A 20156-nucleotide genomic window follows, 5' to 3' on the forward strand; every position below is an offset into this window, starting at 1 on the left:
TTATTCCCAACCCTCAGGCAGCAGTTGGTTCGGTTTTTCGCCAAGTTTCTCCTTGAGCTTTGCAAGGCCGGGTCTTGCAAACTGCATGTGGCCCTCCTTGAGGGTTCTGCCGTTCAGAACAGCTTCGCTCCTGAGACGTCTGCCCACGGTTCTTTCCAGCTGTTTACCCAGCCACAGTACCCGGTCAACATCCCAGCCATGGTCAATGCCCATTTCGTCAACCTGCACCAGGGTGTCTTCCAGGCAGACAAGACCCACATACCTTGGATCGTCATAGTAGTAGTCGCCCGTGCCCTTGATGGGGCAGTCGTCAAGGAAGTTTGCAGGTTGGCCCCCAAGGCCGCCAAGGGTTGCCTCAAAATTGATGATGCCGGCCTGGAGACAGGCAAGAATTGAGGCCGATGCCATGCGTTTGGTCTCGTGGAAATGGGCAATGTGAAGTCTGGGGTCGGGAAGGGCATCGAGCACCATGGAGAAATAGCGGTACACCTGGGCTGCGGAGGCGCTGCCATCGTGGTCGGCATGTTCAACGTCATGGGCACCGATGTCAAGCCAGCGCTTGGCAAATTTTACGGCGTCCCGCATGTCTGTTGCACCGCCAATGGGACTGCCCCAGATGGTGCTCACAGTGCCGCACATCTTAATTCCTGCATCGTTGCATTTCTTGATGCTGCGTTCTGCCTCCTTCCAGTAGTTGGGAAGGGTGGTGCCTGAATTGGCAAAATGGTGCTGTTCTTCGGTGGAGACCATCATGAGGATACGGTCGGGTCCGATACCCTGTTTCTTGAGTTCAATGGCCCTGTCAACGGCAGGCTCCCTGATGGTGATGCAGGTGAGTGAGATGTCGTTGGTGTCGATTCCCCGTTTAGTGCATTTTTTCTTGAACAGATCCCCCTTTAGGTAGGTCAACAATTCCTCTGCATCTCTGAACTGGGGCATGAGATAGGGATTGCCAAGGTTGGTTACCTCAATGTGCCGGCAACCGGCAAAGATCAGTTCTTCCAGGTAGAACTTTTTAGCCTCCGTTGAGATGAATTTCTCCTCGTGCTGGAATCCGTCCCGTACGGTGATGTCTCCGATGGTTACTTTTTTAGGCATTTTTGGAAAGATTTTCCAGTAATCATATTCTGTCATGGTCGTTGTCTCCCATTGGTTGTCTTTTGTTCAGTCGTCCGATACAGGGGCACAAAATGTCGGGTGTAAAGGGTTTGATTCAGGCCAACGGCCTAGAACCTGAAGTTCCCAAAGGATGGTTCTCCCACGGGTTTGAGCATACTCACCTCAAATCCCATGGCCAGCCACTCCCTGATTTCAGAAAATTTTAATACCCTGTCGGTCAACAGCCGTGCGCCGCAGTAAAAGGGGTGGGCCTCGCCGTCATACTTGTCAATCATTTTCTGGCGGAACGCCTCCTTTTCCTCCTCTGACATGGGTTTGCCCGAACGTTTGCTCTTGGCCTCTTCAATGGAGAGAAGCACCCCGCCTGCACTCTTGCCGCTCATGACCGAAGTCCTTGCCCGCATGGTGGAAAACAGGAAGTGGGGCTTGTAGGCCCTGCCGCACATGCCATAGTTAGCAGCCCCGTTATCCGGTCCGATCACCAGCTGAATCTTGGGCACCTGGGCGCAGGAAACAGCCCTTACCATGTCCGATCCGTATTTGCCGATGCCCATGTGCTCTGAATCTGATCCGACCATGAATCCGGGTGCGTTCTGGATAAAGAGCAGGGGGATTTTCTCCTGGGAGCAGCGGACGATGAATTCGGTTGCCTTGCGGGCTGCCTCGTAAAAGATGATGCCTACCTTGTTGGAAGCAATGACCCCCACGGGCAGGCCCTTGATGCGGATCTTGCCCGTGACAATGTTGTCTCCCCTGCCGGGTGCATAGTTTTCCTTGTACTCCTGGAAAAAGCTTGCATCGGCAAGGGTATGGATAATGCTTTTGACATCAATGCCCTGGGTTCCTGTGACGGGCATGAGGTCGTAGATGCTGTCCTGTTCCACGGCAGGGGGCTGCTCCTGGTACTGGTGGAGGTTTATGGCCTGGGGTTTTTCCATGGAGAGGATATCCCTGACCCTGGCAACGGCTTCGGACTGATCGCTGCACAAGTGGTCGGCCCCGCCTGATATTTCGGTGTGGGTTCTGGCTCCTCCAAGCTCCTCCGCCGTAATGGTTTCGCCAAGGGCCATTTTCACCAGGGGAGGGCCACCCAGGAAGGAAAAACTCTGTTTGTCGATCATGATGGACTGGCAGGCCATGAACACGATATAGGCACCGCCGGCCGTGTTGCCCCCGGTGCTCAGGGTGATCTGCTTCAGACCCTTGGCCGACATCTTGGCCATGTTGTAAAAAAGTGAGCCAAAGTGCTGGTCGTCGGGAAATACATCGATTTGCATGGGCAGAAAAGCCCCGCCGGAATCGGCAATGTAGACACAGTTTAAACCGCAGGTGTCGGCAATGGCCTGGGCCCGCATATGCTTTTTTAGGGTGATGGGAAAATAAGTGCCTGCCTTGACCCTGGAGTCGTTGCCGATGACCATGGTCCAGTTGCCGTGGATTTTGCCGACCCCTGTGACGATGCCGCCACAGGGGACATCAGGCACTCCCGGATAATTCATACCAAAGCCAGCCAGCATTGAGAGTTCAAAAAACTGGGTGCCCGGATCAATGAGTTCGTTGATGAGTTCGCGGACCGGCCGCTTGTTGTTTTTTGAAAGCTTGTCAACGGCCTTCTGACCCCCGGGCCAGGTGGCTTCGTAAAGGCGTTCGTCCAGTTTGAGTTCTTCGTTCGCCCAGTGTGTTCTGTTTTCGCCCATGACTTATCTCCCCTTATAGACAGGCTTGCGTTTTTCCCTGAAAGCGGTCAGCCCTTCGATCCTGTCTTCCGTTGGGATGGTCACCCGGTAGGCATTGGACTCAATGGCAAGACCCGTTGCAAGATCGGTTTCAATGCCCTGGTTGATGGCGTACTTTGCCATTTCAACGGCAATGGGCCCGGTCTCTTTGATCATTTCTGCCATGGAAAGGCAATGGTCAAGGAGTTCTTCAGGCGCACAGGTCTGGTTGACAAGGCCGATTTCAAGGGCCTCGGCAGCAGTAACCCTGCGACCCGTGAATATAAGCTCCTTTGCCTTTGCAACCCCGATGATCCGTGGTAGTCGCTGGGTGCCGCCGCCGCCCGGAATAATGGCAAGCCTTGTTTCCGTGAGTCCCATAACGGCCGTTGTTGAAGCAATCCTGATATCCGCTGCAAGGGCAAGTTCGGTTCCGCCGCCAAGGGCGATGCCGTTGACGGCTGCGATAACGGGTTTACTCAGGTTCTGGATCGAGGTCAAGAGGTTCCGGATGGTGAAAATAAACCGCTTTACTTCGTTCTGGGACAGGGTGGCCCGTTCTTTCAGGTCTGCACCTGCGCAAAAGGCCCGCTCTCCTGCACCTGTGATAATCAGGCAACGGATATCATCCCGGTACTGGAGGTCATCCAAGGCGTCCCGAACCTGGTTGAGCATGGCAAAGTTAAGCGAATTCATTGCTGCCGGCCGGTTGAGTGTGAGGATTACAACACCGGGTTTTTCTTGTGTCAATAATAGGTCGTTGATAGTCATAAGCGTATTTTTTTACTCCGTGTCAGTTAAATGAGGACTTCCCCCGACTTTTTAAGCTCCTTTGTTGCCGAATCCCTGAGTTTATATTTCTGAATTTTACCGCTGGCAGTGGTGGGGTATTCGTCAACGAAAAAGATGTGTTTGGGTATCTTGTGATAGGAAATTTGATCCTTGCAGAACTCCTTGATCTCTTCAGCTGTTGATTTGTCACCGGGCCGGACCTGGATGAATGCGGCAACTTCCTCACCGTATTTCTCGCTGGGAATACCGACCACCTGGACATCCTTGACCTTGGGATGGGTATAAAGGAACTCTTCGATCTCCCTTGGGTAGATGTTTTCACCGCCCCGGATGATCATGTCCTTGATGCGGCCCGTGATCTTGCAGTAACCGTTCTCATCCATTTCGGCAAGATCGCCTGTGTGGAGCCAGCCGTCCTTGTCAATGGTATTCTTTGTTGCCTCTTCCATCTTATAGTAGCCCTTCATCACATGGTAGCCCCGGGAGCACAGTTCGCCCTGCTTGCCCCTGGGCATTTCATCGCCTGTGACGGGATCGACGATTTTTACCTCAACATTGGGAAGGGCACATCCCACCGTGGATGTTTTGATCTCCAGACTGTCGTGGTCACGGGTCTGGGTGATGCCGGGGGATGCTTCGGTCTGGCCGTAAACAATGGTCATCTCCTTTGCGCCCATGTCCTTGATCACCCGTTTCATCACTTCCACGGGGCAGGTGGAGCCTGCCATGACCCCTGTTCTCAAACTGGAGGTGTCATAGCTGTGTTTGTCCATCTCTTCAAATTCTGCAATAAACATGGTGGGAACACCCAGGAGGGCGTTACACTTGGACGATTCCACTGTTTTAAGCGTATCCACAGGGTTAAATGCCACCACCGGGGCCATGGTGGCGCCCGATACCATGCAGCACAAGGTGCCGATGACACAGCCAAAACAGTGGAAAAAGGGAACGGGAATGCACATGGCATCGTCCGGGGTGAGGTTCATGCATTCGGCCATGCTTTTTGCGTTGCCGATGAGGTTGGTGTGGGAGAGCATGACCCCCTTGGGAAAACCCGTGGTTCCAGAGGTGTACTGCATGTTGATTACATCGTCGGGTTCAAGGCTTGCCAGCCTTTTTTGAAGATCATCGTCTGATACGGCCTTGCCCATTTCCATGATTTCGTCCCAATTGTACATGCCCGGGATCTTGTCCTTACCAAGATAGATGAGGTTTTTTAGAAAGGGGAGTTTTTTGCACTTGGTTTTACCCGGTTCAGAGTCCTTGAGCTCCGGGCATACCTTGTTGATGGTTTTTATGTATTCGTCGGGGGTTCTTACCCCGCCCATGAGGATCAGGGTGGTTGAGTCAGACTGTTCGAGCAGATATTCAAGTTCGGCACTCTTGTAGCTTGTGTTGACCGTTACAAGGACGGCTCCCATGCGTGCACTGCCATACTGGGTGTAGACCCATTCGGGAACATTATTGGCCCAGATGGCGATTTTCTCACCCCGCTGGATGCCGAGGGCCATGAGGCCCTTGGCAACTTTGTCGCAGACTCCCCTGAACTCCTTGAAGGTGTATTTTATGCCAAGGGAGTTGTACTCAAGCCCGCTGTTGTCACCAATGTTTTCCGCCAGAATATCCACGATGTTACCGATGGTAGTTTCGCCGACCTTGATCTCCGGTTTCTGCATTTCTTTGTCCCCCCCAAAAAAATTAATGGTTAACACCCGATATATCTTGAAATGACCAGTCTTTGGACTTCAGAGGTTCCTTCTCCAATGTCCAGAAGTTTTTGGTCCCGGTAAAACCGTTCCACATTGTACTCTTTCATCAGGCCGTATCCCCCGTGGATCTGGACGGCGTGGTTGGCAACCCGGCCCATGAGTTCCGAGCAGTAGAGTTTTGCCATGGCGGCTTCGCGCTCAAAGGGCCTGTTTTCGCTTCTCAGCCAGCACGCCTTGTACATGAGGTTTCGAGCACATTCAATCTCCATGGCGCAGTCTGCAAGTTTAAAGGCAATGGCCTGGAATTTTGAGATGGGTTGGTTAAACTGTTGTCTTTCCTTTGCATAGGCAAGGGCAAGGTCGTAGGCCCCCTGGGCCCCGCCAAGTCCCATGGCACCGATGGAGAGCCGTCCCCCATCCAGGGTCTTGAGCATCTGGTGAAACCCGTCGCCCCTTTTTCCCAGGATGTTTTCCTTGGGTACTCTGACATCGTCAAAGTAGAGTTCTGCCGTGTTGGATGCCCGCCACATCATTTTTTTGTGCATGGGAACGGCTTTGAACCCTGGAGTGTCTGCCTCGACGATGAAACATGTGTATTCTGGCTTTCCATTGTCTCTGATTCCGGTTTTGGCCTGTACCGTGACACCCAGGGTCATGTCGCAGGCCGCATTGGTGATGAAGATTTTTGATCCGTTGATTACCCAGTCATCGCCGTCTTGTACGGCCGTTGTCCTCGAACCGCCGGCATCAGAACCTGCCGTGGGTTCAGTTAGTCCGAATCCCCACACTTTTTCACCGCGGCACAGGGGGGGCAGGTAGCGTTGCTTCTGCTCTTCAGTACCAAAATAGTAGAGGGGGCCGATGCCGAGGGAGTTACCTGCGGCAATGGTTGCGGCCTGGGAGCCGTCTATCCTTGCGACTTCCTCCACTGCAATGATATAGGAAAGGTAATCCATGCCCTGTCCCTCATACGCCTCGGATACAAACATGCCAAAAAGACCGATTTCTCCCATTTTTTGAGTCAGCTCAACGGAAAATTCTTCGTTTTCGTCAAGCTCCCCTGCGATGGGGGCAATCTCTTTCTGGGCAAATTTTCTAACCTCCTTTCGGATCATCTGCTGCTCTTTCGTAAGGTCAAAATTCACCCTGCCTCCTCCTTATTTTTGTGGTTAATCGTTTGTTTTAGCAGTCCCAGGTGTGATAATCTTAGATTTCAGTCCTGGGCGAACGAGCGCTCAGTCTATTTATGAATGATACTATATTTGTTGATTGAAATTTGTCAAATGTTTTTTTGAAACCTTGACAACATGGGTTTGCTCATGTATCAGAAAACATATGACCGAGCGCTCGTTCAATTGGGCTGGGCATTGGCGGTAAATAATTAAAAGGGAGAGACCTGGAGTTTGAAAAAAGGTGAGTTGAAAGAAATAAGGAAAGATCAAAGCGAAGTTCCAACCCAGATAAAAAATCCTGAACTTGTGGTTGAAAGAAGGCGGCAGATTGTGGATTCAACCGTGCATCTTTTTGTGGAGCATGGTTACCACAAGACCACCACCCGGATGATCGCAAAGGCTGCAGGGTTTTCCATTGGAAGCCTGTATGAGTATGTGGGGTCAAAGGAGGATGTGCTTTACCTCGTGTGTGAGGCCATCCATGCCGAGGTGGAAAGGGCTGTGGAAGCGACACTTTCCGGCGAAGTCAGGGGAAAAGAGACCCTGGCTGAGGTGATTCGGGAGTATTTTCACGTATGCGACAGCATGTCTGACCATGTGCTTTTGATGTACCAGGTAACCCAGTTCCTTCCCAAAAAATGGCAGATCCGGGCCCTTGAAAATGAGTTAAGAATTACAGATATTTTTGTCCAGGTGATCAATAAACTTTCGGGCAAGGTCGATTTCCCGTTGGTCGAGGAAAAGACCGTTACCATGCTTGCCCACAATATTTCGGTGCTTGGCCATATGTGGGCCTTCAGGCGCTGGGATCTTGCACGACATTTTACCATAGATGAATATATAGAGTATCAGACCGATTTTGTTCTTGGACGGTTGATTGCCTGAAGATCCGATCCAAAAACTATAAAAGATAAATGGGGGGCAAGGAGGTTCAGCCCGCAGATATGCAAAAAGGAGATAAAATGGAGCAGATAGCAGACATTTACAGGGCTGAAAATGCCGTGCGGGTCGTTACAGCCACCGCCCTTTTTGATGGTCACGATGCATCCATCAACATTATGCGACGGATGCTTCAGGACTCGGGTGCCGAGGTGATTCACATTGGTCATAACCGGTCGGCCAGGGAAGTAGTTGAGGCGGCCATTGAAGAGGATGCCCAGGGTATTGCCGTTTCAAGTTATCAGGGCGGCCATGTTGAGTATTTCAAGTACATGGTCGATCTGTTGAGGGAGAATAACGCCTCCCACATCCATGTGTTTGGTGGCGGTGGCGGTGTCATTGTTCCGGAGGAGATGAAGGAACTCCACGCCTATGGCGTCACCCGGATCTATTCGCCGGACGATGGCGCCAGGATCGGACTTCAGGGGATTATCAACGACCAGATCAAAACCATGGATTTTTCCACGGTGGATTTTGAGCGCCTTGACTATGGACGGCTTAATGTTGACGAGAAGTATGTAACGGCAAATTTCATCACTGCGGTCCAGAACGCCAAAGAGCGGAACGACGGTTCCCTTGCGACCATACTGGCCGGACTTGCAAAGATCAGGAACGATAAAAACCCGCCGGTCATTGGTCTTACGGGAACGGGTGGGGCAGGCAAATCGTCGTTGACCGACGAACTGATCCTCCGGATGCTCATGGATTTAAAGGATGTGAACATCGCCATTTTGAGCTGCGATCCCTCGAGAAGAAAGACCGGGGGCGCCCTTCTTGGCGACAGAATCCGCTTGAACTCCATTGAAAACGGAAGGGTCTACATGCGATCCCTTGCCACAAGGGAAGCCCAGTCCGAGCTTCCGGCATCCCTTGCCGAGGCCATTGAGGTGGTCAAGGCCGCAGGATATGACATCATTCTGGCCGAGACCGCAGGCATTGGCCAGGGTGATTCCAGGATCATTGATCTTGTGGATCTCTCCGTGTACGTGATGACAGCGGAATTCGGTGCCCCCTCCCAGCTTGAAAAGATTGACATGCTCGACTACGCAGATATCGTGGTGATCAACAAGTTTGAAAAACGGGGCAGCGAAGACGCCCTGCGGGATGTGAGAAAACAGGTCCAGAGAAACAGAAAGGCCTGGGACATCGATGCTGCCGACCTTCCTGTTTACGGCACCATCGCCTCCAAGTTCAACGACGACGGGGTCACGGCCTTCTACCACGGGATTCTGGACCTGCTTGCCCGGAATAAAGGGGTGGTGTATGAGTCAGGTCTTGGACGGACCAGCACCAAGACGTCTAGCTCAAAAACCATTATTATTCCGTCCGAGCGGACCCGCTATCTTTCCGAGATCGCCGATACGGTCAGGGACTATCATAAAAAAACCGACGAACAGGCCGATGCCCTGCGAAAACGATGGCATCTGACGGAAACGGAAAAAGAGCTTAAAGAGACCCTGTCCGATGATATCGGAGCAATGCTTGAGACCTTTAAGCGATCGATCAACGAAGCCAACGACAAAATTGACGGTGAAACGGACGATCTTCTCGCCCAGTGGGATGGAATCAACGAAGCATACCATCAGGATGAACTTGTTTATACGGTCAGGGACAAAGATATACGTTTGCCCCTTTCAACCGTCTCCCTTTGCCACTCCAAGATTCCCAAGGTGTGTATCCCCAAATACAAGGATCCGGGTGAATTGTTCAAGTGGATGAGAAAAGAGAATGTACCGGGCAGTTTTCCATACACGGCGGGTGTTTTTCCCCTGAAAAGGGTGGATGAGGATCCCACCCGAATGTTTGCCGGCGAAGGCGGTCCTGCCGACACCAATAAGCGGTTCAGGTTTCTATCGTCAAGCTATCCTGCAAAGAGACTCTCAACGGCGTTTGATTCCGTAACCCTCTACGGCCAGGATCCTGACACCCGGCCGGACATCTACGGTAAAATCGGCACCTCCGGGGTGAGCATCTGTACCCTGGATGATGTCAAAGTGCTCTACAGCGGGTTTGATCTGTGCGCCCCGAATACCTCGGTTTCCATGACCATTAACGGCCCGGCCCCCATGATGCTGGCCATGTTCATGAATACGGCCATTGACCAGCAGATGGACAAGTTTCGCAGCGAAAAGGGCAGGGAACCTTCGGCATCCGAGGCTGCCGAGATTCGTCAGTATGCCGTTTCAACGGTCAGGGGAACGGTTCAGGCCGATATCCTCAAGGAGGATCAGGGACAGAATACCTGCATCTTCTCCATTGAGTTTGCATTAAAGATGATGGGCGATATCCAGCAGTACTTTATTGACAACGCCGTCAGAAATTTTTATTCGGTTTCCATCTCGGGTTACCACATTGCAGAGGCCGGTGCCAACCCCATTACCCAGCTCGCCCTGACCCTGGCCAACGGGTTCACCTATGTGGAGTACTATCTTTCCAGGGGCATGGCCATTGACAGTTTTGCCCCGTCCCTGTCGTTTTTCTTTTCCAACGGCATGGAGCCCGAATATACTGTCATGGGACGGGTGGCGAGAAGGATCTGGTCCGTTGCCATGCGTTACCTGTACAAGGGCAAGGAAGGTTCCCAGAAACTCAAGTATCATATCCAGACCTCGGGCCGATCGCTCCACGCTCAGGATATCCAGTTCAACGATATCCGGACCACCCTCCAGGCATTGTGCGCCGTGTATGACAACTGCAACAGCCTTCACACCAACGCCTTTGACGAAGCCATTACCACCCCGTCGGGCGAATCGGTCCGTCGGGCCCTTGCCATCCAGCTCATCCTCAACCGGGAGTGGGGCCTTGCCAAGAACGAAAATCCCCTCCAGGGCAGTTTTATCGTGGACGAGCTCACCGACCTTGTGGAAGAGGCCGTGCTCAAGGCGTTTGACAGCATCACAGAAAGGGGCGGTGTCCTCGGCGCCATGGAGTCCGGCTACCAGCGGGGCAAGATCCAGGAAGAATCCATGTACTATGAGCTTAGGAAGCATTCTGGAGATCTACCCATTGTGGGAGTCAACACCTTCCAGGACCCGGAAGCCAACTATGACGAGATCATGTCCTGCATTGAGCTTTCCCGGGGCACAACCGAGCAGAAGGACGATCAGCTCAAGCGTCTTGCCGATTTTAAGGAACGCCATGGACAAGAGGCCTTGGACGCCGTTGTTAAGCTCCAGCAGACAGCCCTTGACGGCGGCAACGTGTTTGCTGAACTCATGGAGACGGTAAAGCATTGTTCCCTTGGAACCATTACCCAGGCCCTTTACGATGTGGGCGGCAAGTACCGGCGGAACATGTAACTGAATAAACTAAGGGCAGATTACCGGGGCAAGGTTTGAGTTTCAAGCAATGGGATCTGCCTGACCCACACAAGGAGAAAACATGAAAAAGGCAGTAATAGTCAGTGCGGCAAGGACTCCCCTGGGCAGCTTTGGCGGCAGTTTGAGCACGACAGGTGCCACAGATTTGGGTGCCCATGCCATTAATGCGGCCATTGAGCGGGCCGGCATCGATAAAGAGATCATTGACGAGTGCATTATGGGCCTGGTTCTGCCCTGCGGATACGGCCAGAATCCAGGCAAACAGGCCGCCGTCAAGGCGGGGCTTCCCTGGGCGGTTGAAGCCATCACCATCAACAAGGTGTGCGGGTCTTCCCTCAAGGCCGTGATGCTTGCAGCCCAGGCCATCCAGTGCGGGGATGCCGATGTGGTGGTTGCAGGGGGCATGGAAACCATGAGCATGGCACCCTACTACATGGAAAAGGCCAGGTGGGGGCATCGCATGGGGCCGGGTACCATCCAGGACCACATGGTCCATGACGGGCTGTGGGATATTGTCAATGATTTCCACATGGGCATGTCCAACGAGCTTTGCTGCGAGCGGTGGGATGTTTCCCGGGAAGATCAGGACCGGTTTGCAGCAAAATCCTATCGCAGGGCGTGTGAGGCCATTAAAATGGGTCGGTTTGCGGATCAGATTTCTCCAGTTACAATTGCCCAGCGAAAGGGCGATCCAAAAATTTTTGACACGGATGAATGTCCCCAGGAGACGAGTTTTGAGGCCCTTTCCAGGATGAAATCCGCCTTTAAGAAGGACGGCATGGGAACGGCCGGTAACGCCTCCATTATCAGCGACGGGGCCGCAGCCGTTGTGGTAATGAGTCAGGAACGGGCAAAGGCCCTTGGTTGCACCATACTGGCTGAAATCGGTGCCCAGGCATCCTTTGGGATTGATATGAAGTACGTGCTCATGGCACCGATTTACGCCATCCCAAAAGTGCTTGACAAGGAAGGCATTACCCTCCAGGATGTGGATTTGTTTGAGATCAACGAGGCATTCAGCGGCAGTTCCACTGGTATCAACAAGGTGCTTGAGCTTGATCCTGAAAAGGTGAACGTCAACGGCGGGTCCGTGGCACTGGGCCATCCCATTGGTGCAAGCGGGGCAAGGGTGCTTACCACTTTGCTCTATGAAATGCAGCGTCGGGATTTAAAGACGGGTCTAGCTTCTCTCTGCCTTGGCGGTGGAGAGGCTGTGGCAATGGTAGTCAACCGATAACCGGCACGGCCGGAGCGAAGTATTTGCTCTCGGCCACAACGAATGATGAAACACGATGATACCGGGCAGGCGATAGTACCATTCCGCCCCCCTTTGGTTACCCTGACCGGAACGGTAAACGTCGGGGGGGATTTTGCCCTTCCAGACTAAAGCGCAGGAACTGCGGGTTAAAGTCCTCAAACAGCCTGCGCTTCTTAACGTCTGGAAGGGCAAAATTTCTACCCCCCTTTGGTTTACAATGTTCCGGTCAGGGAAACCAAAGAGGGCTCGAAAGTCGAGGTTTTCATAATGATGTTTCGACAGGAATTTCTTATAACCGGCACGGCCGGAGTGAGGTATCTTCACCGGCCACAACGAATGATGAAACGCCTCTGTTTGCAATGCTTTGGTGAGTGTTTCATATAACCGGCACGGCCGGAGCGAGGTATCTTCACCGGCTACAACGAATGATGAAACGCCTCTGTTACAATGCTTCGGTGAGTGTTTCATATAAAAAAAAAAGGAGAAATCATGGAAATTGAAGGATTTGGCGTCATTGGGTCAGGGCAGATGGGCAACGGCATTGCCCAGGTGGCTGCAACAAGCGGCCTCAAGGTTCTCATGAGCGATATCAAGCAGGAGTTCTGCGACAAAGGTATGGCCACCATCACAAAGAACCTTGACCGGAGCGTGTCAAAGGGAAAACTTGAACCTGCCGAGCGTGACGCCATCCTTGGAAGGATCACAACCACAACCGATCTGGGTGCCATGGAAGCGGTGGATTTTGTGGTCGAAGCGGCCGTTGAAAGGGAAGACCTTAAATTTAAGATTTTTGAGGATCTTGACCGGTTCTGCAAGCCCCACACCATTCTTTCAACCAACACCTCGTCCATTCCCATCGGCAGAATCGCGGCCAGGACAAAACGGCCCGACAAGGTGATTGGCATGCACTTCATGAACCCTGTGCCCGTGATGAAGCTTGTGGAGGTAATCAAGGGGCTGCCCACATCCGAAGAGACCTTTCAGACGACCTGGTCTCTGTCCCAAAAATTTGGTAAAACCCCGGCCGAGGCCAACGATTTCCCCGGGTTCATTGCCAATAGAATTCTCATGCCCATGATCAACGAGGCTGTTTTCTGCGTTTACCAGAGTGTTGGCAAAGTCGAGGATATTGACACGGTCATGAAGCTTGGCATGAACCACCCCATGGGACCTTTGGCCTTGGCAGATCTCATCGGGCTTGACACCTGTCTTGCCATCATGGAAACCCTGTACGATGGATTCAAGGATTCCAAATATCGACCCTGTCCCCTGCTGAGAAAGTACGTTGAGGCAGGTTGGCTTGGCAGAAAGACAGGCAAGGGATTTTACGACTATTAGGGGCAAGGGGCATAGGGGAGATGATCATGACGGAATACACAAGGGGCGTTCCAGTTGCGGAGCTCAAACCCAGAATCCAAGCCTTCCAGGCGCTCCTCCACAAGAGGGGGGTTGATGCCGCAATCATCGTTCAAAAGTCTGATTTCTTCTATCTCACCGGAACCAATCAACAGGGCTGGCTCTATGTCCCCAGGGAAGGCCAGCCCCTCTTGATGATATTCAAGGAATTTGTCAGGGCAAAGGCTGAATCTGCCTTGGAGAGAATAGTTGACCTTGTCAGCCCAAAGAAGATCCCCGGGGTCCTTGAAACCCTGGGTTATCCAAAGCCCAAAATCCTTGGAATGGAGCTGGATGTCCTTCCAACTAATCTTTTCTTTCAGTACCGTTCGATCTTTGACACGGCCCGGATTGTTGACATCTCCATTGATATCCGAATGCTCAGGGCCGTGAAATCTCCCTATGAGATCGCCATGATTCGCCGTGCCGCAGCACTGTCTGACAAGCTTGCAGCCCGGGTGCCTGAACTGCTTGAACCTGGAAAGACGGAGATCACCCTGGCAGGAGAGCTTGAAGCCTATGCCAGGAGTCTGGGGCACCAGGGCCTTGTCAAGATGAGGCTCTGGGGCAGCGAGCTTTTCTACGGCCATTTGTTGAGCGGGCCTTCAGGCGGTGTTCCAAGCTATCTGGCTTCGCCCACCGGGGGAAGTGGTACCTCACCTGCAACGGGCCAGGGGGCAGGTCATCGAAGGCTCGGTCGCAACGAACCCATCCTTGTGGATTATGTGTTTGCCCTGGATGGTTATCTGTCGGACCATGCCAGGATTTTCTCCATTGGTAAACTTCCCGACGACATGCTCAAGGCCCACAATGCCATGCTTGAAGTCCAGGATGTTGCCAAATGTCGGGGAATTCCGGGTATCCAGGCAGGAGAGTTGTATGAGATCATGGTTGCGGCTGCCGCAGATCGGGGATATGCAGCCAATTTCATGGGGGTGGGAGATCGCAGAATCCGGTTTACCGGCCACGGCATAGGGCTTGAGCTGGACGAATTTCCCTTTATTGCAAAGGGCCAGACCCTTATCCTTGAGCCGAATATGGTGATTGCCATGGAGCCCAAGGTGGTTCTGCCGGGCAGGGGGGTGGTGGGTATCGAAAACTCCCTGGTTGTCACACCATCCGGTCTTGAATCCCTTTCCTCCATCCAGGAGGATGTGGTTGTGGTATAGCGCGGATCAAGGCGCTCTGTAATCACGGGAAAAGAGATCTGTAATCACGGGAAAAACACTCATGCTGAAACACCGATCCATCATTGCGCTGAATGTGGCAATCTTTTTTTTCATGTTCGGGGTCGGAATGATCGTTCCCCTGCTTCCACAAAAAATCATCGCCCTTACCGGTTCTTTACAGTCTGTGGGTTATCTGGCCTCGGCCTTTGCCGTTTCCTTTGTGCTGCTTCAGTTTCCCATGGGGCGACTCTCTGACCGGTTCGGATTCCGGAGATTTCTTTTGGCAGGCTATCTGACCTGTTCGGCATCCGGGCTTTTTTACTGTTTTTCAGACACTCCTGAAATGATCTTTTTCGGGCGAATGCTCCAGGGCATCGGGGAAGCGCCCCTGTGGGCCCTTGCTCCGGCCCTTGTCTCCATTCTTTACCCCCGTTCAAAGGGAAAGGTTATCGGGCTTTACAATGCGTCCATTCACCTGGGGCTGACAGCTGGAAGCGCTGCAGGTATTCTCGTGTCACCATACTGGGTAAACAACGAATCCTTTCTGCTGTTTGCCCTGTCAGGCCTTGTGGGAGTGCTCCTCATCTTTGTTGCAGTCAAGAATCCGGATCGAAAGGTATCCGTTACGGAAGGTGCTGTGGACAAGGTGGCGTTCATGGCCCTGGTCAAGAATTCTTCCACCTTTGCCGTGTTCGGCGGCATTATTCTTTACGGAGCCGGTTACGGCATCTTTCTCACGGTTTTGCCTGGATTTCTCATCCAGGATGTGGGATTCTCCCATAGGGATATTGGATGGTTTTTCATGCTTTTTTATGTCGCCATAAGCCTGTCACAGGCCATCATCGGCCCCCTGTCCGACCGGTATGGCTCTGGCAAGACCATGGTTCTTGGTCTGATGGCGGTTTTTATGGGGGTTGGGATGTTTCCGGGAAAGGGGGCATGGGAGATCTATTCATGGCTTTTTGCGGCAAGCTTCGGGCTCGGGGGCTTTTGTGTGTCAGCCCTGGCATGGTTGAACAACTGCGTGGGGGACTCCCTCAAGGGAACCGTGTCCGGCACCTTTTACCTGTTGTGGGGGATTGGGTTCTTTTTGGCTCCGCCGTTGCTTGGATCATTCGGGAAGGTCTTAAAAACCGCCACTGGTTTTTCTCTGCTGGCCCTTTGTTATCTTGTCCAGGCGGTTTTACTGGGCGTGGTGTTGTACCGGCGAAACCATGGGGCGAAAAATTCCAACACCATTGCCTGATTTCTCAGGGGTGCCTGTATTCTCCCATGGGGATGGGGCTCCGATCATGGGTGAATCTGTTGCCCATGATCGGTGGTTTATGTCAGACTGTCTATCCGATGTTATGAAACGGGTTGACATGGTGATTTTGCTCCTGGGCTGGATTAAACTGAAAAACCACCTCCCTGACGCCGTCAGTGCCCATGGCAACCTCTTTGATCACGGCAGCAAGTTCATTGCCTGGAGAACCAGATTCTTTGTCCCTGGCGATGTAAACGGTTCCGCTGTTGCAGGTGACTTGGACCGTTGGTGCGATCTTTACCAGGGCTGCTTCGACACTGCTTGCAAGGGCAAGGTCATTGATCACCTCCATGGATTCCAGGGTTGTCTGAAAAGCGGGTTTTTTTACCAGATTAACCAGGATATCAATGGCATCATCCACGGTAATGGTCTTGATGTTCAGGACCACGTCATAGAGTCTGCTGTCCCAGGTATCTGTTCCGTATAGCTGAAGCCCCCATTTCCGACGTTCATCATCGTCTTTCTTAAGGATATAGAGGGCCCGGTCATGGGAGATATCTTCCCGTTTCATTTCCTCTGACACCCGGTCGTTGATATCGGCATTGATTCTGACCTTGAGGATGCCTGGAATGTTGCCTAAAAAATAGTGTCCGGCAAGGCCATGGTAGACAATATTATCCTTTTTGACATGCTGGAGCAGTGACGAACGGATAAAACTGACAAATCGTTTTTTGCCGTTGTTAAACCGTTCAATGACCTGGGGGGCATCATGCAGGGCCCGGACAAGCTTTATTTCGGGGATATTGAATTCATCAGATGCTTCAAGCAGGATATCCCGGGAGACGCATCCATAGCCCAAGCGCTGGGCAAGTTTTTCCGCAACCTCTTTTCCCCGGCTGTAAGAGCCCCTGGATATAGTAATAATGGACATGAATCCTTCCTTTCTGTTGATGTTGTTTTCACAATTATTTTTCAGCAATCGTGATATTGTACCTGCAGGGACATGACTATTATAGCATAGATAACTATCTGCTTGTTGTAGAAAAAAATCAATCCTTTGTAATATCTGATTTTTAACAGGGATTAAAAAAATGAGTCGCTTGACCCTGCCAGCTTCGAAAAAATCCCGGATTCCGGTTCCACCAACAGGGGCGTAGCATGAAATCTTGTCCATACCTGATTTAGCTTTTTTTATTGGTTGACACATAAGACGACCGGTCATATCTTTATTGCCATAAAAAACAACACATACAGACATCCTCAACGCAGGGGTGATATTGTTTGAATACAGAAGGGGCGATATCGAACCCCATGAATAGATCATCCATGATAATATAATTTTTAACTACTGCAGAACAAGGAATAACATAATGAAAAAAGAGCAGGCTTTATTGAAATCCTATGGGATGAACGATCTTTTGCTGACCAATCGAGTAGTTATGGCCCCCATGACCCGCAGCAGGGCGGACAATCCAGGCCACGTGGCAACGGATCTCATGGCTGAATATTATGCCCAGAGAGCCTCGGCTGGCCTTATTATTACCGAAGGATCCCAGATTTCAAAACGGGCTGTGGGGTATATAAATACTCCGGGGATCTATTCCAGGGAGCAGGTGGATGGCTGGAAAAAAGTGACAAAGGCTGTCCATGCCAGGGGTGGAAAAATATTTATTCAGCTCTGGCATGTGGGGCGCATGTCCCACCCTGATTTTCACAATGGTGAACTGCCGCTGTCTGCGTCAGCATTGAATCCCAATTCCCAGTCCTATACGCCCCAGGGCTTCAAGGACACCGTGACCCCCAAGGCCATGACTCTGGACGAGATCAAAGAGACAATCTCTGATTATGGTAAAGCGGCTCAAAATGCCATGGCAGCAAACTTTGATGGTGTTGAGATCCATTCCTCGAACGGTTACCTGCTTCACCAGTTCTTCAGCCGTACCTCCAACGTGAGAGGTGATGAATATGGCGGGTCCATTGAAAAAAGGGCGAAGATCCTTTTTGAAGTGATTGAAGAAGTAAAAAAACACGTTCCTGAAAACCGTATCGGTGTCCGGCTTAACCCGTCACTCAACGGCATCTTTGGCATGACACTGGACGAAGAGAGTATTCCCACCTTTGACTACATCGTTTCCAGGCTCAATGATTACAATCTGGCTTATCTTCATTTGTCAGAGCCGTTTAACGACGTCACAGACGTGGTTGGCGCTGAACCTCACATCGCGCGACGATACAGACCGATTTACCGGGGCACGCTGATGATCAATACTGCCTTTGACCGAAACAAAGGGAACACGGTCCTTGATGAGAATATGGCTGACCTGGTCGCCTATGGGAAACCCTATATTTCAAATCCTGACCTGGTTGAACGATTTGCCGCCAAAGCAGATATCGCCCATTGGGATGAATCAACATTCTACACCACCGGGTCAAAGGGTTATACGGATTACCCAACGCTTTGATCGTAAATGACCGGTTGTTTTTCTCAGTGCTGGCAGCAACATACAAGGGGTGCTTTGCTCCCATGCAGAATGCCCCCTGTGCCCTGTGACATCCTGTTCAGGCGTTGTTTTCCATGTCTTTTTGTATCAGCGGAAATATCGGCCTGAAAGAACTTTGGGTAGAGGCGTCGGGTAACCCATACCTTTATCCAGAGCTGAAAGAATATTGGTGTGGATAAATTTGTCAAGAAAGGGGATAATACCCAAAAGGTGATACTGGATTCAATACATGGTGATTTGAAGAGGGGAGATTTTGCATGGGGAAAAAAGTTTTTTTGATGTGGGTAATACTGTTTTTAATCAGTTTCAGTTTTGTGAATGTTTCCATCTCTGCAGACCAGCCCCCTGGGTTGTCCAGGGGGCAAATGATTTATGTGCCATCCTATTCCCATATCTATATTGGAAACAAAGAACGCTTTTTGTTGCTGACGATCACATTGAGTGTTCGAAACATCGATCCAAATCATTCCATAAGGATCAACCACGTTGACTATTACGAGACCCAGGGAAAGCGTTTGAAAAAATGTTTAGACAAACCTGTTATCCTGAAACCCCTTGAATCCTATCGATATATCATTGCTGAAAAAGACCAGAGCGGCGGATCAGGTGCCAACTTCATGGTGGAGTGGGCGTCTGAAATTCCTGCTAATTCGCCGATCGTTGAAGCCATTATGATAGGAACCCAGAACCAGCAGGGGATTTCCTTTACCTCCCGGGGCCGGGTTATTGTTTTAGATAAAAAATAACCGGGTTTCTGTTTTGGGACTACTTTTAGTTTTGGTCGTTTACCCGGACGACCAGTTTTCCGAAATTTTGTCCTTGCAGCAAACCGATAAAGGCGCTGGGTGCAGCCTCCAACCCGTCAATCAGGTGCTCGCGGTATTTGATCTTTCCTGATTCCAGCCACTGGGACATCTGTCGGGCAAATTCGTCATACCGGTCGCCATAATCGTCAAAGATAATGAATCCCTGAACCTTCAGACGTTTGACCAGAATGGTTCCCATGAGTCTGGACAAACGGTCCGGGCCGTCGGGAAGGGCTGTGGCATTGTATTGGGAAATGAGACCACACACGGGGATTCTGGCCTTTATATTGAGAAGTGGCAGGACCGCATCAAACACCTTGCCCCCGATGCTTTCAAAATAGACGTCGATTCCCCTGGGACAGGCCCGGGCCAGGGCCTGTGCAAAATCTGAAGATTTGTGGTTCAGACACTCATCAAAACCAAGCACTTCCTTTGCATAGCTGCATTTCTCCCTGCCGCCTGCAACGCCGACAACACGACATCCTTTGAGCTTTCCAATTTGGCCCACCGTTGCCCCCACAGGCCCTGTTGCCGCTCCAACCACCAGGGTCTCTCCCTTTACCGGTTGGCCAATATCGAGCAACCCCATGTAGGCAGTAAAGCCGGGCATGCCCAGAATCCCCAGGGCATAGGAGGGGTTTTCAGGGGCTTGGCCTAATGGGGTCAGGCCCGTACCATCGGAAAGGACGTAATCCTGCCATCCGCCATGGGCAAGCACCCACTCTCCATCCGTGTAGTCAGGATGTCGGGACGCTTCCACCCGGCATATTGTGGCACCGACCATCACTTCACCTATCTTCACAGGTTCTGCATAGGACGGCCCGGCACTCATTCTGCCCCGCATGTAGGGATCAAGGGAGAGATACGCCGTGCGAAGCCGCATCTGGCCCTGGGAAGGTTCGGGCACAGGGACTTTTACCAAACTAAAATCTTCAGGTACAGGGGCGCCCTTGGGGCGTTTTGCCAGGAGAATCTGGCGATTGTGCTGTTTTGTCTGTGACATAAGAACCTCCGT

Annotated in this window: 15 protein-coding genes; 8 read left to right on the top strand and 7 right to left on the bottom strand. The window is 51.7% G+C overall.

What is annotated here, in order from left to right:
* From HRM2_RS04915 to HRM2_RS04935, 5 genes are all read right to left on the bottom strand, one after another.
* Positions 1-1134, bottom strand: coding sequence for a beta/alpha barrel domain-containing protein (locus HRM2_RS04915; protein WP_015902898.1), 1134 nt, complete (start codon positions 1132-1134; stop codon positions 1-3).
* A 92-nt stretch (positions 1135-1226) separates the two neighbouring features.
* A complete protein-coding gene (locus tag HRM2_RS04920; RefSeq protein WP_015902899.1) occupies positions 1227-2816 on the bottom strand; it encodes an acyl-CoA carboxylase subunit beta in 1590 nt (529 codons plus the stop codon).
* 3 nt (positions 2817-2819) lie between these two features.
* Positions 2820-3584: an enoyl-CoA hydratase-related protein gene (locus tag HRM2_RS04925; RefSeq protein ID WP_332306307.1), complete on the bottom strand. Its 765-nt coding sequence runs from the start codon at positions 3582-3584 to the stop codon at positions 2820-2822.
* A gap of 47 nt (positions 3585-3631) precedes the next feature.
* Complete coding sequence (locus tag HRM2_RS04930; RefSeq protein ID WP_015902901.1) at positions 3632-5302, bottom strand: AMP-binding protein; 1671 nt, start codon at positions 5300-5302, stop codon at positions 3632-3634.
* A 29-nt stretch (positions 5303-5331) separates the two neighbouring features.
* Entirely contained in the window at positions 5332-6480 is a 1149-nt protein-coding gene (locus tag HRM2_RS04935) for an acyl-CoA dehydrogenase family protein (RefSeq protein WP_015902902.1), read from the bottom strand.
* A gap of 258 nt (positions 6481-6738) precedes the next feature.
* Between HRM2_RS04935 and HRM2_RS04940 the strand changes: the two genes are divergently transcribed.
* The 6 genes from HRM2_RS04940 (at position 6739) to HRM2_RS04965 (ending at position 15834) form a co-directional block, all read left to right on the top strand.
* Positions 6739-7392, top strand: coding sequence for a TetR/AcrR family transcriptional regulator (locus HRM2_RS04940; RefSeq protein ID WP_015902903.1), 654 nt, complete (start codon positions 6739-6741; stop codon positions 7390-7392).
* 77 nt (positions 7393-7469) lie between these two features.
* Complete coding sequence (gene icmF, locus HRM2_RS04945) at positions 7470-10745, top strand: fused isobutyryl-CoA mutase/GTPase IcmF (protein ID WP_015902904.1); 3276 nt, start codon at positions 7470-7472, stop codon at positions 10743-10745.
* Positions 10746-10827: 82 nt separating this feature from the next.
* Positions 10828-12003, top strand: coding sequence for an acetyl-CoA C-acetyltransferase (locus HRM2_RS04950; RefSeq protein ID WP_015902905.1), 1176 nt, complete (start codon positions 10828-10830; stop codon positions 12001-12003).
* A 510-nt stretch (positions 12004-12513) separates the two neighbouring features.
* Positions 12514-13362, top strand: a complete 849-nt coding sequence (locus tag HRM2_RS04955; protein ID WP_015902906.1) for a 3-hydroxybutyryl-CoA dehydrogenase — start codon at positions 12514-12516, stop codon at positions 13360-13362.
* A 26-nt stretch (positions 13363-13388) separates the two neighbouring features.
* The gene (locus HRM2_RS04960) at positions 13389-14588 is read left to right on the top strand and encodes a M24 family metallopeptidase (RefSeq protein WP_015902907.1); all 1200 of its coding nucleotides are present in this window, start codon (positions 13389-13391) and stop codon (positions 14586-14588) included.
* A gap of 61 nt (positions 14589-14649) precedes the next feature.
* On the top strand, positions 14650-15834 hold the full coding sequence (locus tag HRM2_RS04965; protein ID WP_015902908.1) for an MFS transporter: 1185 nt from the start codon (positions 14650-14652) through the stop codon (positions 15832-15834).
* A gap of 91 nt (positions 15835-15925) precedes the next feature.
* Here the strand turns inward: HRM2_RS04965 and HRM2_RS04970 are convergent, their stop codons facing one another.
* Positions 15926-16765 (bottom strand): cytidylate kinase-like family protein, encoded by an 840-nt coding sequence (locus HRM2_RS04970; RefSeq protein ID WP_015902909.1) that lies wholly within the window; start codon positions 16763-16765, stop codon positions 15926-15928.
* A 439-nt stretch (positions 16766-17204) separates the two neighbouring features.
* Between HRM2_RS04970 and HRM2_RS04975 the strand changes: the two genes are divergently transcribed.
* On the top strand, positions 17205-18296 hold the full coding sequence (locus tag HRM2_RS04975) for an alkene reductase (RefSeq protein ID WP_015902910.1): 1092 nt from the start codon (positions 17205-17207) through the stop codon (positions 18294-18296).
* Positions 18297-18592: 296 nt separating this feature from the next.
* The gene (locus HRM2_RS04980) at positions 18593-19081 is read left to right on the top strand and encodes a DUF3124 domain-containing protein (RefSeq protein ID WP_015902911.1); all 489 of its coding nucleotides are present in this window, start codon (positions 18593-18595) and stop codon (positions 19079-19081) included.
* 25 nt (positions 19082-19106) lie between these two features.
* On the opposite strand, the gene HRM2_RS04985 is transcribed toward HRM2_RS04980, so the two are convergent.
* Positions 19107-20144 (bottom strand): NADP-dependent oxidoreductase, encoded by a 1038-nt coding sequence (locus HRM2_RS04985; protein ID WP_015902912.1) that lies wholly within the window; start codon positions 20142-20144, stop codon positions 19107-19109.
* Positions 20145-20156 lie beyond the last annotated feature (12 nt).

The organism is Desulforapulum autotrophicum HRM2 (genome assembly GCF_000020365.1).
Lineage (GTDB): Bacteria > Desulfobacterota > Desulfobacteria > Desulfobacterales > Desulfobacteraceae > Desulforapulum > Desulforapulum autotrophicum.

What these genes read in the sequence shown, in the direction of transcription:
- HRM2_RS04915 (WP_015902898.1), bottom strand. Translation starts at nt 1,134, where the DNA reads ATGACAGAATATGATTACTGGAAAATCTTTCCAAAAATGCCTAAAAAA.
- HRM2_RS04920 (WP_015902899.1), bottom strand. Translation starts at nt 2,816, where the DNA reads ATGGGCGAAAACAGAACACACTGGGCGAACGAAGAACTCAAACTGGAC.
- HRM2_RS04930 (WP_015902901.1), bottom strand. Translation starts at nt 5,302, where the DNA reads ATGCAGAAACCGGAGATCAAGGTCGGCGAAACTACCATCGGTAACATC.
- icmF (WP_015902904.1), top strand. Translation starts at nt 7,470, where the DNA reads ATGGAGCAGATAGCAGACATTTACAGGGCTGAAAATGCCGTGCGGGTC.
- HRM2_RS04950 (WP_015902905.1), top strand. Translation starts at nt 10,828, where the DNA reads ATGAAAAAGGCAGTAATAGTCAGTGCGGCAAGGACTCCCCTGGGCAGC.
- HRM2_RS04955 (WP_015902906.1), top strand. Translation starts at nt 12,514, where the DNA reads ATGGAAATTGAAGGATTTGGCGTCATTGGGTCAGGGCAGATGGGCAAC.
- HRM2_RS04960 (WP_015902907.1), top strand. Translation starts at nt 13,389, where the DNA reads ATGACGGAATACACAAGGGGCGTTCCAGTTGCGGAGCTCAAACCCAGA.
- HRM2_RS04965 (WP_015902908.1), top strand. Translation starts at nt 14,650, where the DNA reads ATGCTGAAACACCGATCCATCATTGCGCTGAATGTGGCAATCTTTTTT.
- HRM2_RS04970 (WP_015902909.1), bottom strand. Translation starts at nt 16,765, where the DNA reads ATGTCCATTATTACTATATCCAGGGGCTCTTACAGCCGGGGAAAAGAG.
- HRM2_RS04975 (WP_015902910.1), top strand. Translation starts at nt 17,205, where the DNA reads ATGAAAAAAGAGCAGGCTTTATTGAAATCCTATGGGATGAACGATCTT.
- HRM2_RS04980 (WP_015902911.1), top strand. Translation starts at nt 18,593, where the DNA reads ATGGGGAAAAAAGTTTTTTTGATGTGGGTAATACTGTTTTTAATCAGT.
- HRM2_RS04985 (WP_015902912.1), bottom strand. Translation starts at nt 20,144, where the DNA reads ATGTCACAGACAAAACAGCACAATCGCCAGATTCTCCTGGCAAAACGC.